Source organism: Enterobacter sp. EGD-HP1, from assembly GCF_000733275.2.
Classification (GTDB): domain Bacteria; phylum Pseudomonadota; class Gammaproteobacteria; order Enterobacterales; family Enterobacteriaceae; genus Enterobacter.
In genome coordinates this window covers 85,866-102,713 of sequence record NZ_AVOP01000023.1, presented here as the reverse complement: position 1 = coordinate 102,713, position 16,848 = coordinate 85,866, and the positions used below count along the sequence as shown (strand labels likewise).

At 54.0% G+C, this 16,848-nt stretch carries 16 protein-coding genes; all 16 read left to right on the top strand.

Going from position 1 to position 16,848, the window contains the following annotated elements:
* Positions 1-11: 11 nt before the first annotated feature.
* The 16 genes from sdhB (at position 12) to cpoB (ending at position 16,790) form a co-directional block, all read left to right on the top strand.
* Entirely contained in the window at positions 12-728 is a 717-nt protein-coding gene (gene sdhB, locus N037_RS14130; RefSeq protein WP_008501090.1) for a succinate dehydrogenase iron-sulfur subunit SdhB, read from the top strand.
* A 239-nt stretch (positions 729-967) separates the two neighbouring features.
* Entirely contained in the window at positions 968-3,775 is a 2,808-nt protein-coding gene (sucA, locus tag N037_RS14125) for a 2-oxoglutarate dehydrogenase E1 component (RefSeq protein WP_023334931.1), read from the top strand.
* Between the two features lie 14 nt (positions 3,776-3,789).
* Entirely contained in the window at positions 3,790-5,010 is a 1,221-nt protein-coding gene (odhB, locus tag N037_RS14120; protein ID WP_008501093.1) for a 2-oxoglutarate dehydrogenase complex dihydrolipoyllysine-residue succinyltransferase, read from the top strand.
* Positions 5,011-5,104: 94 nt separating this feature from the next.
* Positions 5,105-6,271 (top strand): ADP-forming succinate--CoA ligase subunit beta, encoded by a 1,167-nt coding sequence (gene sucC, locus N037_RS14115; RefSeq protein WP_006809579.1) that lies wholly within the window; start codon positions 5,105-5,107, stop codon positions 6,269-6,271.
* Positions 6,271-7,140, top strand: a complete 870-nt coding sequence (gene sucD / locus N037_RS14110) for a succinate--CoA ligase subunit alpha (protein WP_032641665.1) — start codon at positions 6,271-6,273, stop codon at positions 7,138-7,140. The genes sucC and sucD overlap by 1 nt, the downstream gene beginning before the upstream one ends.
* 731 nt (positions 7,141-7,871) lie before the next feature.
* Positions 7,872-9,440 carry a cytochrome ubiquinol oxidase subunit I gene (gene cydA / locus N037_RS14105; protein WP_023310795.1) on the top strand — a complete coding sequence of 523 codons (1,569 nt, stop codon included), beginning with the start codon at positions 7,872-7,874 and terminating at the stop codon, positions 9,438-9,440.
* 15 nt (positions 9,441-9,455) lie between these two features.
* Entirely contained in the window at positions 9,456-10,595 is a 1,140-nt protein-coding gene (cydB, locus tag N037_RS14100; RefSeq protein ID WP_023334940.1) for a cytochrome d ubiquinol oxidase subunit II, read from the top strand.
* A 14-nt stretch (positions 10,596-10,609) separates the two neighbouring features.
* A complete protein-coding gene (gene cydX, locus N037_RS14095; RefSeq protein ID WP_003858598.1) occupies positions 10,610-10,723 on the top strand; it encodes a cytochrome bd-I oxidase subunit CydX in 114 nt (37 codons plus the stop codon).
* Entirely contained in the window at positions 10,723-11,013 is a 291-nt protein-coding gene (gene ybgE / locus N037_RS14090; protein WP_008501100.1) for a cyd operon protein YbgE, read from the top strand. The genes cydX and ybgE overlap by 1 nt, the downstream gene beginning before the upstream one ends.
* 148 nt (positions 11,014-11,161) lie before the next feature.
* Positions 11,162-11,566: a tol-pal system-associated acyl-CoA thioesterase gene (gene ybgC / locus N037_RS14085; RefSeq protein ID WP_003858593.1), complete on the top strand. Its 405-nt coding sequence runs from the start codon at positions 11,162-11,164 to the stop codon at positions 11,564-11,566.
* Positions 11,563-12,255 carry a Tol-Pal system protein TolQ gene (tolQ, locus tag N037_RS14080; protein ID WP_008501101.1) on the top strand — a complete coding sequence of 231 codons (693 nt, stop codon included), beginning with the start codon at positions 11,563-11,565 and terminating at the stop codon, positions 12,253-12,255. Before ybgC ends, tolQ begins: the two co-directional genes overlap by 4 nt.
* Positions 12,256-12,258: 3 nt before the next feature.
* Entirely contained in the window at positions 12,259-12,687 is a 429-nt protein-coding gene (tolR, locus tag N037_RS14075; RefSeq protein ID WP_003858589.1) for a colicin uptake protein TolR, read from the top strand.
* A 28-nt stretch (positions 12,688-12,715) separates the two neighbouring features.
* Positions 12,716-14,002: a cell envelope integrity protein TolA gene (gene tolA / locus N037_RS14070; protein WP_029740419.1), complete on the top strand. Its 1,287-nt coding sequence runs from the start codon at positions 12,716-12,718 to the stop codon at positions 14,000-14,002.
* A 134-nt stretch (positions 14,003-14,136) separates the two neighbouring features.
* A complete protein-coding gene (gene tolB / locus N037_RS14065) occupies positions 14,137-15,429 on the top strand; it encodes a Tol-Pal system beta propeller repeat protein TolB (RefSeq protein ID WP_013097529.1) in 1,293 nt (430 codons plus the stop codon).
* Positions 15,430-15,464: 35 nt separating this feature from the next.
* The gene (pal, locus tag N037_RS14060; protein ID WP_003858578.1) at positions 15,465-15,986 is read left to right on the top strand and encodes a peptidoglycan-associated lipoprotein Pal; all 522 of its coding nucleotides are present in this window, start codon (positions 15,465-15,467) and stop codon (positions 15,984-15,986) included.
* 9 nt (positions 15,987-15,995) lie between these two features.
* On the top strand, positions 15,996-16,790 hold the full coding sequence (gene cpoB, locus N037_RS14055; RefSeq protein WP_032641663.1) for a cell division protein CpoB: 795 nt from the start codon (positions 15,996-15,998) through the stop codon (positions 16,788-16,790).
* Positions 16,791-16,848: the final 58 nt, after the last annotated feature.

Genomic DNA, 16,848 nt, shown 5'->3' with positions numbered 1-16,848 from the left:
GAGACAGGATAATGAAACTCGAATTCTCAGTTTATCGTTATAACCCGGATGTAGACGACGCTCCGCGTATGCAGGATTACACCCTCGAAGCGGAAGAAGGTCGTGACATGATGCTGCTGGATGCCTTAATCCAGCTGAAAGAGAAAGATCCTACGCTGTCGTTCCGCCGCTCCTGCCGTGAAGGGGTGTGTGGCTCTGACGGTGTAAACATGAACGGCAAAAATGGCCTGGCCTGCATCACGCCAATTTCAGCGTTGCAGCGTCCCGGTCAGAAAATTGTTATCCGTCCTCTGCCAGGCCTGCCGGTCGTGCGTGATTTGGTGGTAGACATGGGGCAATTCTATGCACAATATGAGAAGATTAAGCCTTACTTATTGAATAATGGGCAAAATCCACCCGCTCGCGAGCACTTACAGTCTCCTGAGCAGCGTGAAAAACTCGATGGGTTATACGAGTGTATTCTCTGTGCATGCTGTTCTACGTCCTGCCCGTCGTTCTGGTGGAACCCGGACAAGTTTATCGGCCCGGCCGGTCTGCTGGCTGCCTATCGCTTCCTGATCGATAGCCGCGACACCGAAACCGACAGCCGTCTGGAAGGACTGAGTGACGCTTTCAGCGTATTCCGCTGCCATAGCATCATGAACTGCGTCAGCGTGTGTCCGAAGGGGCTGAACCCGACGCGCGCCATCGGCCATATTAAGTCGATGCTGCTGCAGCGCAGTGCGTAAGTAAAAAACGCCGGATGGCGCTGCGCTTATCCGGCCTACGTAACAGTAGGCCCGGTAAGCGTAGCGCCACCGGGCAAATTGCAGAAACCTTTAAAAACTGCCCTGAAGTCTAGACAGTTTCTAAAGGTTCCTTCGCGGGCCAAATGAAAAGAGCTCGCAGGTGAACCCCGGCACGTACACGTGGTGTGCGTGGTAGTTTCTACGGCGAAAGTAAGCATAAAAATGCTTAAGGGATCACGATGCAGAACGGCGCAATGAAAGCCTGGCTGGACTCTTCTTTCCTTTCTGGTGCGAACCAGAGCTGGATTGAACAGCTCTATGAAGACTTCTTAACCGATCCTGACTCAGTGGACGCAAACTGGCGTTCCATGTTCCAGCAGTTGCCTGGCACAGGGGTCAAACCGGATCAATTCCATTCCAAAACACGTGATTATTTCCGTCGTCTGGCGAAGGATGCCTCACGTTACTCTTCTGCGATTTCCGACCCTGACACCAATGCGAAGCAGGTTAAAGTCCTGCAGCTTATCAACGCTTATCGCTTCCGCGGTCACCAGCATGCGAATCTCGATCCGCTGGGACTGTGGAAACAAGACCGTGTGGCCGATCTCGATCCGGCGTATCACGATCTGACCGAGGCCGATTTCCAGGAAAGCTTTAACGTAGGTTCCTTTGCCATCGGCAAAGACACGATGAAGCTGGGCGATCTGATTGACGCGCTCAAGCAAACCTACTGCGGCTCCATCGGCGCGGAATACATGCACATTACCTCTACCGAAGAGAAACGCTGGATCCAGCAGCGCATCGAATCCGTAGCGGGCCACGCGACCTTCTCGGCTGACGAGAAAAAACGCTTCCTGAACGAACTGACCGCAGCGGAAGGGCTTGAGCGCTATCTGGGCGCGAAATTCCCGGGCGCAAAACGCTTCTCGCTGGAAGGCGGCGACGCGCTGGTGCCGATGCTGAAAGAGCTGATTCGTCACGCAGGCAAGAGCGGCACCCGTGAAGTGGTACTGGGCATGGCGCACCGTGGTCGTCTGAACGTGCTGGTCAACGTGCTGGGTAAAAAACCGCAGGACCTGTTCGACGAGTTCGCGGGCAAACATAAAGAACACCTCGGCACCGGCGACGTGAAGTACCACATGGGCTTCTCGTCGGATATCGAAACTGAAGGCGGTCTGGTTCACCTGGCGCTGGCGTTTAACCCGTCACACCTGGAAATTGTTAGCCCGGTGGTTATCGGTTCCGTGCGCGCACGTCTGGATCGTCTGGACGAGCCGAGCAGCAATAAAGTGCTGCCTATCACCATCCACGGTGATGCGGCGGTAACAGGGCAGGGCGTGGTTCAGGAGACCCTGAACATGTCGAAAGCGCGTGGTTACGAAGTGGGCGGTACCGTTCGCATCGTGATCAACAACCAGGTGGGCTTTACCACCTCTAACCCGCTGGACGCGCGTTCGACCCCGTACTGCACCGATATCGGTAAGATGGTGCAGGCGCCGATCTTCCACGTTAACGCGGACGATCCGGAAGCCGTTGCTTTCGTTACCCGTCTGGCGCTGGACTTCCGTAATACCTTCAAACGCGATGTGTTCATTGACCTCTTCTGCTACCGCCGTCACGGCCACAACGAAGCGGACGAGCCAAGTGCAACCCAGCCGTTGATGTACCAGAAAATCAAAAAACACCCGACCCCTCGCAAAATCTATGCTGACAAGCTGGAGAGCGACAAAGTGACGACGCTGGAAGATGCGACCGAAATGGTCAACCTCTACCGCGACGCGCTGGATGCGGGTGAATGCGTGGTGAAAGAACTGCGTCCGATGAACATGCACTCCTTTACCTGGTCGCCGTACCTCAACCACGAGTGGGATGAGAGCTACCCGAACAAGGTTGAGATGAAGCGCCTGCAGGAGCTGGCTAAACGCATCAGCACCGTACCGGACGCTATCGAGATGCAGTCTCGCGTGGCGAAAATCTACGCTGACCGTCAGTCCATGGCGGCAGGCGAGAAGCTGTTTGACTGGGGCGGCGCGGAAACGCTGGCTTACGCAACGCTGGTTGACGAAGGCATTCCTGTTCGTCTATCCGGTGAAGATGCGGGCCGTGGGACTTTCTTCCACCGTCACGCGGTTGTTCACAACCAGTCCAACGGTTCAACCTACACCCCGCTGCAGCACGTGCACAACGGGCAGGGCCAGTTCAAGGTCTGGGACTCCGTGCTGTCTGAAGAAGCGGTTCTGGCCTTCGAATACGGTTACGCTACCGCAGAACCCCGCACCCTGACCATCTGGGAAGCGCAGTTCGGTGACTTCGCCAACGGTGCGCAGGTGGTTATCGACCAGTTCATCTCCTCCGGCGAGCAGAAATGGGGCCGCATGTGTGGCCTGGTGATGCTGCTGCCGCACGGTTATGAAGGGCAGGGTCCGGAGCACTCCTCCGCGCGTCTGGAACGTTATCTGCAGCTCTGCGCCGAGCAGAACATGCAGGTCTGCGTACCGTCCACCCCGGCTCAGGTCTACCACATGCTGCGTCGTCAGGCGCTGCGCGGTATGCGCCGTCCGCTGGTGGTGATGTCGCCGAAATCCCTGCTGCGTCACCCGCTGGCGGTGTCGAGCCTGGAAGAACTGGCGAACGGAACCTTCCTGCCGGCCATCGGTGAAATTGACGAGCTGGATCCGCAGGGCGTGAAGCGTGTCGTCATGTGTTCTGGTAAGGTTTATTACGACCTGCTGGAACAGCGCCGCAAGAACGATCAGAAAGATGTCGCCATCGTGCGTATCGAACAGCTTTATCCGTTCCCGCATCAGGCGATGCAGGAAGTGCTGAAACAATATGCTCACGTACATGATTTTGTCTGGTGCCAGGAAGAGCCGCTTAACCAGGGCGCATGGTACTGCAGCCAGCATCATTTCCGTGAAGTGATTCCATTTGGGTCAGCCCTGCGCTATGCAGGTCGCCCGGCCTCCGCCTCTCCGGCGGTAGGGTATATGTCCGTTCACCAGAAGCAGCAACAAGATCTGGTCAATGACGCGCTGAACGTCGATTAATTAAAGGATACAAAATGAGTAGCGTAGATATTCTTGTTCCCGACCTGCCTGAATCCGTAGCAGATGCGACCGTCGCTACCTGGCACAAAAAACCAGGCGATGCCGTTAAGCGCGATGAAGTGCTGGTAGAAATCGAAACTGACAAAGTGGTACTGGAAGTACCGGCTTCGGCGGATGGCGTTCTGGACGCGGTGCTGGAAGATGAAGGTACTACCGTAACCTCTCGTCAGATCCTGGGTCGCCTGCGTGAAGGCAACAGCGCGGGCAAAGAGTCCAGCGCGAAATCTGAAGAGAAAGCCTCTACGCCGGCTCAGCGCCAGCAGGCTTCTCTGGAAGAACAGTCTAACGACGCCCTCAGCCCGGCGATCCGTCGCCTGCTGGCTGAGCACAGCCTTGACCCGGCAGCCATCAAAGGCACCGGTGTGGGCGGTCGTCTGACCCGCGAAGACATCGACAAGCACCTGGCGAAAGCGCCTGCTCAGGCAGAAGCGAAAGCCCCTGCGGCAGCACCCGCAGCGCAGCCTGCTCTGGGCGCCCGCAGCGAAAAACGCGTGCCAATGACTCGCCTGCGTAAGCGCGTGGCCGAGCGTCTGCTGGAAGCGAAAAACTCCACTGCGATGCTGACCACCTTCAACGAAGTGAACATGAAGCCAATCATGGACCTGCGCAAGCAGTACGGTGACGCGTTTGAAAAACGTCACGGTATCCGTCTGGGCTTTATGTCCTTCTACGTGAAAGCGGTGGTTGAAGCGCTGAAACGCTACCCGGAAGTGAACGCGTCTATCGATGGCGATGACGTGGTTTACCACAACTATTTCGACGTCAGCATGGCGGTTTCTACTCCACGTGGCCTGGTAACGCCGGTTCTGCGTGATGTGGATACCCTGGGTATGGCTGACATCGAGAAAAACATCAAAGAGCTGGCTGTTAAAGGCCGCGACGGCAAGCTGACCGTAGACGACCTGACCGGCGGTAACTTCACCATTACCAACGGCGGCGTATTCGGCTCGCTGATGTCTACCCCGATCATTAACCCGCCGCAGAGCGCGATCCTGGGTATGCATGCCATTAAAGATCGCCCGATGGCGGTAGACGGTAAAGTTGAGATCCTGCCAATGATGTACCTGGCGCTCTCTTACGACCACCGCCTGATCGACGGCCGCGAGTCCGTGGGCTTCCTGGTAGCGATTAAAGAGCTGCTGGAAGATCCAACGCGTCTGCTGCTGGACGTCTAGTCACTTTTAGCATCACCTGCCCCGTAGGCCGGCACACGCTGCGCCGGTCTACAGGTTTGAAGATAACGATTACCCTGAAGGATGGATAGAACACATGAACTTACATGAATATCAGGCCAAACAGCTGTTTGCCCGGTATGGCTTACCGGCTCCGGTGGGTTATGCCTGTACTACCCCGCGTGAAGCAGAAGAAGCCGCATCTAAAATCGGTTCCGGCCCGTGGGTAGTTAAGTGTCAGGTTCACGCTGGTGGCCGTGGTAAAGCGGGCGGTGTGAAGGTTGTTAAGAGCAAAGAAGAGATTCGTGCGTTTGCTGAACATTGGCTCGGCAAGCGTCTGGTGACCTACCAGACAGATGCGAACGGCCAGCCGGTTAACCAGATTCTGGTGGAAGCGGCGACCGACATCGCGAAAGAACTGTACCTGGGCGCGGTTGTTGACCGTAGCTCCCGTCGCGTGGTGTTCATGGCGTCTACCGAAGGCGGCGTGGAAATCGAAAAAGTGGCGGAAGAGACTCCGCACCTGATCCACAAAGTGGCTATCGATCCGCTGGCGGGCCCAATGCCTTACCAGGGTCGCGAGCTGGCGTTCAAACTGGGTCTGGAAGGCAAGCTGGTTCAGCAGTTCACCAAGATCTTCATGGGTCTGGCAACTATCTTCCTGGAGCGCGACCTGGCGCTGATCGAGATCAACCCGCTGGTGATCACCACTCAGGGCGACCTGATCTGCCTCGACGGCAAGCTTGGCGCTGACGGTAACGCGCTGTTCCGCCAGCCGGATCTGCGCGAAATGCGCGACCAGTCTCAGGAAGACCCGCGTGAAGCGCAGGCTGCACAGTGGGAGCTGAACTACGTGGCGCTGGACGGTAACATCGGCTGTATGGTTAACGGTGCGGGCCTGGCAATGGGCACCATGGACATCGTTAAGCTGCACGGCGGTGAGCCAGCGAACTTCCTCGACGTAGGCGGTGGCGCAACCAAAGAGCGCGTAACCGAAGCGTTCAAAATCATCCTCTCTGATGACAACGTGAAGGCCGTTCTGGTTAACATCTTCGGCGGCATCGTGCGTTGCGACCTGATCGCCGACGGTATCATCGGTGCGGTAGAAGAAGTGGGTGTTAACGTTCCGGTTGTTGTGCGTCTGGAAGGTAACAACGCTGAACTCGGCGCGAAAAAACTGGCTGACAGCGGCCTGAATATTATTGCAGCGAAAAGTCTGACGGATGCAGCTCAGCAGGTTGTTGCCGCAGTGGAGGGGAAATAATGTCAGTTTTAATTAATAAAGATACCAAGGTTGTCTGCCAGGGCTTCACCGGTAGCCAGGGGACTTTCCACTCCGAACAGGCGATTGCCTACGGCACGCAGATGGTTGGCGGCGTAACGCCAGGTAAAGGCGGCACCACGCACCTGGGCCTGCCGGTGTTCAACACCGTGCGTGAAGCCGTAGAAGCGACGGGCGCAACCGCGACCGTGATCTACGTTCCGGCACCGTTCTGCAAAGACTCCATTCTGGAAGCGATCGACGCAGGCATCAAACTGATCATCACTATTACTGAAGGCATCCCGACGCTGGATATGCTGACCGTGAAGGTGAAGCTGGATGAAGCAGGCGTGCGCATGATCGGTCCGAACTGCCCTGGCGTTATCACCCCGGGCGAATGCAAAATCGGCATCATGCCGGGCCACATTCACAAGCCGGGCAAAGTGGGCATCGTGTCCCGTTCCGGTACCCTGACCTATGAAGCGGTTAAGCAGACTACCGATTACGGCTTCGGCCAGTCCACCTGTGTGGGCATCGGCGGTGACCCAATCCCGGGTTCTAACTTCATCGACATCCTGAAGATGTTCCAGGAAGATCCGCAGACCGAAGCGATCGTGATGATCGGTGAGATCGGTGGTAGCGCTGAAGAAGAAGCGGCTGCTTACATCAAAGAACACGTGACCAAGCCGGTTGTGGGCTACATCGCGGGTGTGACCGCGCCGAAAGGCAAGCGTATGGGTCACGCAGGCGCGATCATCGCCGGTGGTAAAGGTACGGCTGATGAGAAATTCGCAGCGCTGGAAGCCGCAGGCGTGAAAACCGTTCGCAGCCTGGCGGATATCGGCGAAGCACTGAAATCCATCATTAAGTAAGTCCTCTCTGCTCCCCGAAAGGGGGGCGTTGAAGTATAAAAATGTCCGTTTCGACATGGTTGGCCGCTGTAAAGCGGCCTTTTTTATTGCCTGCCGGGCGTCATGCAATAGTCACAAATAGGTGTTAATTAGAGAGGGTGTAAAAGTAAAATAATTGTTATTTATTTACCTTTAAGAGAGCAGATGGAAAAAAACGAAAAACCCACTAAAATTTATGTCCTGAATAAATGATGCATTCAGACTGCTAAGTTAATAAAAATCACTTCTGTTTATATTCATCCGTCGATTCGATAACCTTAATTGTATTTTATACACATATCTTTAACATGGTCTTTACTATGTTCACCACATCAAAACACAATTAACATAACGAATTGTTTTTGATTTAAATCAATGTTTAATCCTTGGAAAAACCCGTCAAAAGGCGCTAAATTGTCCCCGATCAAAATGGCCGAAAAGTGGTAATTTTGCTATAAATTGATCACCGTCGAAAAACGTAAATGTGATTCAATAAAAACCTGTTTATTGTAAGGGTTTTGCAGCGTATTATATTTGCGGGATCAATTTGAGTTTTTTATTAACGTATTTGTAACCTCACGTCACCGTTTTTATCCTCCTTCAGGGTAATAACGACGACAAGGATGCGAATAATTTGTATTGGGGCATGCGTGTGGATCTCTCTCTGACGGGGTTCACTCTCGGAGTCTTCATGCGATGAGCAAGGAGTCATGATGTTAGATATAGTCGAACTGTCGCGCTTACAGTTTGCCTTGACCGCGATGTACCACTTCCTGTTTGTGCCACTGACGCTCGGTATGGCGTTCCTGCTGGCCATTATGGAAACCGTATACGTTCTCTCCGGCAAACAGATTTATAAAGATATGACCAAGTTCTGGGGCAAGTTGTTTGGTATCAACTTCGCACTGGGCGTGGCAACCGGTTTGACCATGGAGTTCCAGTTCGGGACTAACTGGTCTTACTATTCCCACTATGTAGGGGATATCTTCGGTGCGCCGCTGGCCATTGAAGGTCTGATGGCATTCTTCCTCGAATCCACCTTTGTAGGTCTGTTCTTCTTCGGTTGGGACCGTCTGGGTAAAGTCCAGCATATGGCGGTGACCTGGCTGGTGGCATTAGGTTCGAACCTGTCCGCGCTGTGGATCCTGGTGGCGAACGGCTGGATGCAGAACCCTATCGCGTCTGATTTCAACTTCGAAACCATGCGTATGGAGATGGTCAGCTTTGCCGAGCTGGTCCTGAACCCGGTTGCGCAGGTTAAATTCGTTCACACCGTCGCTTCTGGCTATGTGTGCGGCGCGATGTTTGTCCTGGGTATCAGTTCTTACTACATGCTGCGCGGTCGTGACTTCGCGTTTGCTAAGCGCTCCTTTGCTATCGCTGCAAGCTTTGGTATGGCTGCAATCCTCTCTGTTATCGTTCTGGGTGATGAATCCGGTTACGAAATGGGTGACGTGCAGAAAACCAAACTGGCCGCCATCGAAGCCGAATGGGAAACCCAACCGGCGCCTGCTGCGTTTACGCTGTTCGGTATTCCGGATCAGGACGCGCAGGAAAACCGCTTCGCTATTCAGATCCCTTACGCACTGGGTATCATCGCCACCCGTTCTGTTGATAAGCAGGTGACCGGTCTGAAAGAGCTGATGGTTCAGCACGAAGAGCGTATCCGTAACGGTATGAAAGCTTACTCGCTGCTGGAACAGCTGCGTGCCGGTTCTACCGATCAGGCCGTTCGCGACCAGTTCAACAACGTGAAGAAAGATCTGGGTTACGGTCTGCTCCTGAAACGCTATACCCCGAACGTTTCTGATGCGACAGAAGCGCAGATCCAGATGGCCACCAAAGACTCGATTCCACGCGTTGCGCCACTGTACTTCGCATTCCGTATCATGGTGGGCTGCGGCATCATCATGCTGCTGATCATTGCGGCGTCCTTCTGGTCCGTGATTCGCAACCGCATCGGTGAGAAAAAATGGCTGCTGCGCACCGCACTGTACGGTATTCCACTGCCGTGGATCGCTATCGAATCCGGCTGGTTTGTTGCGGAGTATGGCCGTCAGCCATGGGCGATTGGTGAGGTACTGCCAACGGCGGTAGCGAACTCTTCCCTGACAGCGGGCGATCTGATCTTCTCCATGCTGCTGATTTGTGGTCTGTACACCCTGTTCCTGGTGGCTGAACTGTTCCTGATGTTCAAGTTCGCGCGCCTTGGCCCAAGCAGCCTGAAAACCGGTCGCTATCACTACGAGCAGTCCACCGCGACTACTCAGCCGGCACGCTAAGACAGGAGTCATCAAATGATCGATTATGAAGTATTGCGTTTTATCTGGTGGCTGTTGATCGGCGTTCTGCTGATCGGTTTCGCCGTCACGGATGGTTTCGACATGGGGGTGGGGATGCTCACCCGTTTCCTCGGTCGTAATGACACCGAGCGTCGAATCATGATCAACTCCATCGCCCCTCACTGGGACGGTAACCAGGTGTGGCTGATCACCGCAGGCGGCGCGCTGTTCGCTGCCTGGCCGATGGTCTACGCGGCTGCGTTCTCCGGCTTCTACGTGGCGATGATTCTGGTGCTGGCCTCTTTATTCTTCCGTCCGGTAGGCTTCGACTACCGTTCCAAGATTGAAGACACCCGCTGGCGCAACATGTGGGACTGGGGCATCTTCATCGGTAGCTTCGTTCCACCGCTGGTGATCGGCGTGGCGTTCGGTAACCTGCTGCAGGGCGTACCGTTCCACCTGGACGAATATATGCGTCTTTACTACACCGGTAACTTCTTCCAGCTGCTGAATCCGTTTGGTCTGCTGGCAGGCGTGGTGAGCGTGGCGATGATCATCACTCAGGGCGCAACCTATCTGCAGATGCGTACGGTTGGTGAACTGCACCTGCGTTCCCGTGCTACTGCTCAGGTTGCGGCACTGGTCACGCTGGTCTGCTTCGCACTGGCCGGTGTGTGGGTGGTGTACGGCATTGATGGCTACGTGGTGACGTCTGCAATCAACCATACTGCGCCGTCTAATCCGCTGACCAAAGAAGTGGCGCGTCAGGCAGGTGCATGGCTGGTGAACTTTAACAATACCCCTGCGCTGTGGGCTATCCCGGCTCTGGGCGTACTGTTGCCGCTGTTGACCGTGCTGACGTCTCGTCTGGAGAAAGGCGCTCTGGCGTTCGTGTTCTCTTCCCTGACCCTGGCATGCATCATCCTGACATCGGGTATTGCGATGTTCCCATTCGTCATGCCATCCAGCACCATGCTGAATGCTAGCCTGACCATGTGGGATGCAACCTCCAGCCATATGACGCTGAACCTGATGACGTATGTTGCTTGCGTGTTCGTTCCGATTGTTCTGGCCTACACCATCTGGTGTTACTGGAAAATGTTCGGTCGCATCACGAAAGAACATATCGAAAGCAACACCCACTCTATGTACTAAGTAAGGAGCTGAATATGTGGTATTTCGCATGGATTTTAGGGACGCTTCTTGCCTGTGCATTTGGTGTCATCACTGCCCTGGCGCTTGAGCACGTCGAAGCGACCAAAGCGGGTGAAGAAAAACACTGATGAATATTATCGCGAAACTTTACGCGGTAATGGATAAGCGCCCGTTACGGGCGCTTTCTTTAGTGATGGCATTACTGCTGGCAGGTTGTATCTTCTGGGACCCTTCGCGCTTTGCAGCGAAAACCAGCGAGCTTGAAATCTGGCACGGCTTCCTCATTATGTGGGCGGTGTGCGCAGGTGTGATCCACGGCGTGGGCTTTCGTCCGAAAGCCGTTCACTGGCAGGGAATTTTTTGCCCGCTGATCGCCGATCTGGTGCTTCTCGCCGGTTTGATTTTCTTCTTCTTCTGAATAAGAAATGTCCGTTAACGTTATGGGCTTACCCGAGCCCATAAAAATTTACTCTCCGTTTACTTTCTCCCATTCCAAACCATCATTCCCGCGCGTATAGTAGCGAAGTTTAAAAGCATTAACTTTTGTTGCATTACCGGGATGTAAAGTGAATACAACGCTGTTTCGATGGCCGGTTCGTGTCTATTACGAAGATACCGATGCCGGTGGTGTGGTTTATCACGCCAGCTACGTTGCTTTTTATGAACGGGCACGCACAGAGATGCTGCGCCATCATCACTTTAGTCAACAGGTGCTGTTGGCTGAGCGAGTTGCCTTCGTGGTTCGCAAGATGACGCTTGAGTATTTTGCGCCTGCCAGACTCGACGATATGCTCGAAGTCCAAACTGAAATTACATCAATGCGCGGGACCTCACTGGTGTTCACGCAGCGGATAGTCAACGCAGAGAATACCGTACTGAACTCAGCTGAAGTGCTGATTGTTTGTGTTGATCCAACCATAATGAAGCCTCGTGCGCTTCCTAAGTCTATTGTCGCGGAGTTTAAGCAGTGACTGACATGAATATCCTTGATTTGTTCCTGAAGGCAAGCCTTCTGGTTAAACTTATCATGTTGATTTTGATTGGTTTTTCAATCGCATCCTGGGCCATCATCATCCAGAGAACGCGTATCCTCAATGCCGCTGGCCGTGAAGCTGAAGCGTTTGAAGATAAGTTCTGGTCGGGTATTGAGCTTTCTCGTCTGTATCAGGAAAGCCAGGGACGCCGTGAAAACCTTACAGGCTCCGAGCAAATTTTTTATAGCGGTTTCAAAGAGTTTGCCCGTCTGCATCGTGCAAACAATCATGCGCCGGAAGCGGTGGTGGAAGGTGCCTCGCGTGCGATGCGCATCTCTATGAACCGCGAGCTGGAAAATCTCGAAACGCATATTCCATTCCTCGGTACTGTCGGTTCTATCAGCCCGTATATCGGCCTGTTTGGTACCGTGTGGGGGATCATGCACGCCTTTATCGCGCTGGGCGCGGTGAAGCAGGCGACGTTGCAGATGGTTGCACCGGGTATCGCTGAAGCACTGATTGCGACCGCTATCGGTCTGTTTGCGGCAATTCCTGCGGTTATGGCTTACAACCGTCTGAACCAGCGCGTGAACAAACTGGAACTGAACTACGACAACTTTATGGAAGAGTTCACTGCGATTCTGCACCGTCAGGCGTTTACCAGCACCGAGAGCAACAAGGGGTAAACCATGGCCAGATCGCGTGGACGAGGTCGTCGCGAGCTCAAGTCCGAAATCAATATCGTTCCACTGCTGGACGTCCTGCTGGTACTGCTGCTGATCTTCATGGCGACAGCGCCAATCATTACCCAGAGCGTGGAAGTGGATCTGCCGGATGCGACAGAATCACAGGCGGTGAGCACCAATGACGATCCTCCGGTTATCATTGAGGTTTCCGGCGTAGGGCAATACAGCGTCGTGGTTGAGAAAGATCGTATGGATCAGCTGCCGCCTGAGCAGGTTATTGCTGAAGCGCAGCGTCGTCTGGAGTCAAATCCGAAAACGGTCTTCTTAATCGGTGGCGCGAAAGACGTACCCTACGATGAAATTATTAAAGCGCTGAACTTGCTACATAGTGCGGGTGTTAAGTCAGTTGGCTTAATGACCCAACCTATTTGATCATCCGCGTAGTTTTTGGGAACCGATAGTGTCAAAGGCAACCGAACAGAACGACAAGCTTAAGCGAGCGATAATCGTCTCCGCAGTGCTGCACGTGATTCTCTTTGCAGCACTGATCTGGAGTTCGTTCGACGAGCATATTGATGCATCAGCCGGCGGCGGTGGAGGGTCTTCCATTGACGCTGTGATGGTGGATCCCGGTGCGGTAGTACAGAACTATAATCGCGAGCAACAGCAGAAGGCGAGTGCCAAACGGGCTGAAGAGCAGCGTGAAAAACAGTCGCAACAGCAGGCGGAAGAACTGCGTGAAAAGCAGGCCGCAGAGCAGGAGCGTCTGAAGCAGCTTGAGAAAGAACGTTTGCAGGCGCAGGAAGCTGCGAAAGAGCAGGCGGAACAGCAGAAGCAAGCCGAAGAGGCCGCGAAAAAAGCACAGGAACAGCAAAAGCAGGCGGAAGAGGCGGCAGCAAAAGCCGCAGCGGACGCGAAAGCACAGGCTGATGCCCAGGCAAAATTAGCGGCAGAAGCGGCGAAGAAAGCCGCTGCTGATGCTCAGAAGAAAGCTGAAGCGGAAGCCGCGAAGAAAGCCGCTGCTGATGCCCAGAAGAAAGCTGAAGCGGAAGCCGCGAAGAAAGCCGCTGCCGATGCTCAGAAGAAAGCCGAAGCGGAAGCCGCGAAAAAAGCCGCTCAGGAAGCAGAGAAGAAAGCTGCTGCCGAGGCCGCGAAGAAAGCGGCTGCTGCTGAGAAAGCGGCTGCAGAAAAAGCTGCCGCCGCTGAAAAAGCCGCTGCCGATAAAAAAGCTGCAGCTGAGAAGGCTGCCGCCGATAAGAAAGCTGCTGCTGAGAAGGCCGCTGCCGATAAGAAAGCTGCTGCTGATAAAGCGGCTGCCAAAAAGGCCGCAGCCGCTGAAAAAGCCGCTGCCGCCGCAGGGGTTGACGATCTGCTGGGCGATTTGAGCTCCGGTAAGAATGCACCGAAAACGGGCGGTGGGGCGAAAGGAAACAACGCAGCGCCGACGGGAAGTGGTAACACTAAGAGTAACGGTGCGACAGGGGCTGAAATCAACGGTTATGCCGCGCAGATTAAATCCGCTATTGAAAGCCGATTCTATGATGCGTCTTCCTATACCGGTAAAACGTGTACGTTGCGTATAAAACTGGCTCCGGACGGCATGCTGCTGGATATCAAGTCTGAAGGTGGCGACCCGGCTTTATGTACTGCGGCCCTGGCTGCAGCGCGTCAGGCGAAGATGCCTAAACCGCCGTCTCAGGCAGTTTACGAAGTCTTCAAAAATGCGCCGCTGGACTTCAAACCTTAAGTTACATTTTCCCCGTGCAAACGGGGAAAAATAGACCAGGTTTAGTCACAGGGTTCTGGTAGTTTTGTCTATTTGAGTTTGTTAACATTCTGCTAAATTATCGTGGGTAAGGTTACCCGGATAAGGGAGATATGATGAAGCAGGCATTACGTGTAGCATTTAGTTTTTTAATGCTGTGGGCAGCAGTACTGCACGCAGAAGTACGTATCGAGATCACCCAGGGGGTGGACTCGGCACGCCCAATCGGGGTTGTTCCGTTCCAGTGGGCCGGTCCTGGCGCTGCACCTGAAGATGCCGGTGGCATCGTGGCGGCTGACCTGCGTAACAGCGGTAAATTCAACCCGTTAGATCGTTCTCGTCTGCCTCAGCAGCCGGGTAGCGCGCAGGAAGTACAGCCTGCAGCATGGTCTGCACTGGGTATTGATGCCGTGGTTGTGGGTCAGGTTACGCCTAACCCGGACGGCTCTTACAACGTGGCCTGGCAGCTGGTGGATACCGGCGGTGCACCAGGTACCGTTCTGGCTCAGAACTCTTACAAGGTCACTAAGCAGTACCTGCGCTACGCGGCACACGCGGCCAGCGATGCAGTATTTGAAAAACTGACCGGCATTAAAGGTGCGTTCCGTACCCGTATCGCGTACGTGGTGCAGACCAACGGTGGTCAGTTCCCGTATGAGCTGCGCGTATCTGACTACGATGGCTATAACCAGTTCCTGGTGAAACGTTCTTCACAGCCGCTGATGTCTCCAGCCTGGTCTCCGGACGGTTCTAAACTGGCCTATGTCACCTTCGAAAGCGGTCGTTCAGCACTGGTTATCCAGACGCTGGCAAACGGTGCCGTTCGTCAGGTGGCGTCTTTCCCACGTCACAACGGTGCGCCTTCGTTCTCTCCGGACGGGTCTAAACTGGCATTTGCGCTGTCAAAAACCGGTAGCCTGAATCTGTACGTGATGGACATTGGCTCTGGTCAGATCCGTCAGGTGACCGACGGTCGCAGCAACAACACTGAACCTTCATGGTTCCCGGACAGTCAAAACCTGGCGTTTACCTCTGACCAGGCTGGCCGTCCACAAATCTACAAAGTCAACATCAACGGCGGTGCTCCGCAGCGTATTACCTGGGAAGGTTCGCAGAACCAGAACGCAGACGTGAGCAGTGACGGTAAATTTATGGTAATGGTGAGCTCCAACGGTGGGCAGCAGCACATTGCCAAACAAGATCTGGTAGCGGGTGGCGTTCAAGTTCTGTCGTCAACGTTCCTGGATGAAACGCCAAGTCTGGCACCTAACGGCACTATGGTAATCTACAGCTCTTCTCAGGGGATGGGATCTGTGCTGAATCTGGTTTCTACAGATGGGCGTTTCAAAGCGCGTATTCCGGCAACTGATGGACAGGTAAAATCACCTGCCTGGTCGCCGTATCTGTAAATAATAATTAATTGATTACTAAAGGAATCATAGAAATGCAACTGAACAAAGTGCTGAAGGGGCTGATGATCGCTCTGCCTGTAATGGCAATCGCAGCGTGTTCTTCTAACAAGAACGCAAGCAATGACCAGAGCGGCGAAGGCATGATGGGTGCCGGCACCGGTATGGACGCGAACGGCAATGGCAACATGTCTTCTGAAGAGCAAGCGCGTCTTCAGATGCAGCAGCTGCAGCAGAACAACATCGTTTACTTCGATCTGGATAAATACGACATCCGTTCTGACTTCGCTGCGATGCTGGATGCTCACGCTAACTTCCTGCGTAGCAACCCATCTTACAAAGTCACCGTAGAAGGTCACGCGGACGAACGTGGTACTCCAGAGTACAACATCTCCCTGGGTGAACGTCGTGCTAACGCTGTTAAAATGTACCTGCAGGGTAAAGGCGTTTCTGCTGACCAGATCTCCATCGTTTCTTACGGTAAAGAAAAACCTGCAGTACTGGGTCACGACGAAGCGGCTTACTCCAAAAACCGTCGTGCCGTACTGGTTTACTAAGAGAATTGCATGAGCAGTAACTTCAGACATCATCTGTTGAGTCTGTCGTTACTGGTTGGAATAGCGGCCCCCTGGGCCGCTTTTGCTCAGGCACCAATCAGTAGTGTCGGCTCAGGCTCGGTAGAAGACCGGGTCACTCAACTCGAGCGTATTTCTAACGCTCACAGCCAGCTTTTAACCCAACTCCAGCAACAACTTTCCGACAACCAGAATGATATTGACTCTCTCCGCGGTCAGATTCAGGAAAGCCAGTATCAGCTTAACCAGGTTGTGGAACGTCAGAAGCAAATCTTGTTGCAGATAGATAGCCTGAGCAGCGGTGGTGGTGCAGCACAAGCACAGCCAGCAGCAGGCGATCAGAGCGGTGCGGCGACATCTGCACCAGCAGCGGATGCGTCTGCTTCAACAGGCGCGCCTGTACAGAGCGGTGACGCGAATACAGATTACAACGCTGCCATTGCGCTGGTGCAGGATCAATCTCGTCAGGATGAGGCGCTTGCTGCGTTTCAGAGCTTTGTTAAGAAATACCCTGATTCAACTTATCAGCCAAATGCGAATTACTGGCTCGGTCAGCTGAATTACAACAAGGGTAAAAAGGACGATGCGGCGTTTTATTTTGCCTCCGTGGTAAAAAATTACCCGAAATCGCCAAAAGCGCCTGATGCGATGTACAAAGTGGGCGTCATCATGCAGGACAAAGGCGACACTGCGAAAGCCAAAGCGGTTTATCAGCAGGTGGTCTCTAAATTCCCGGGTACCGAAGGTGCCAAGCAGGCGCAAAAACGTCTGAATTCGATGGGATGATTATCGCATGACCAGAAATCGCGTTTTTTCTGGTCGTGCAGCATGATTACTAAGCAGT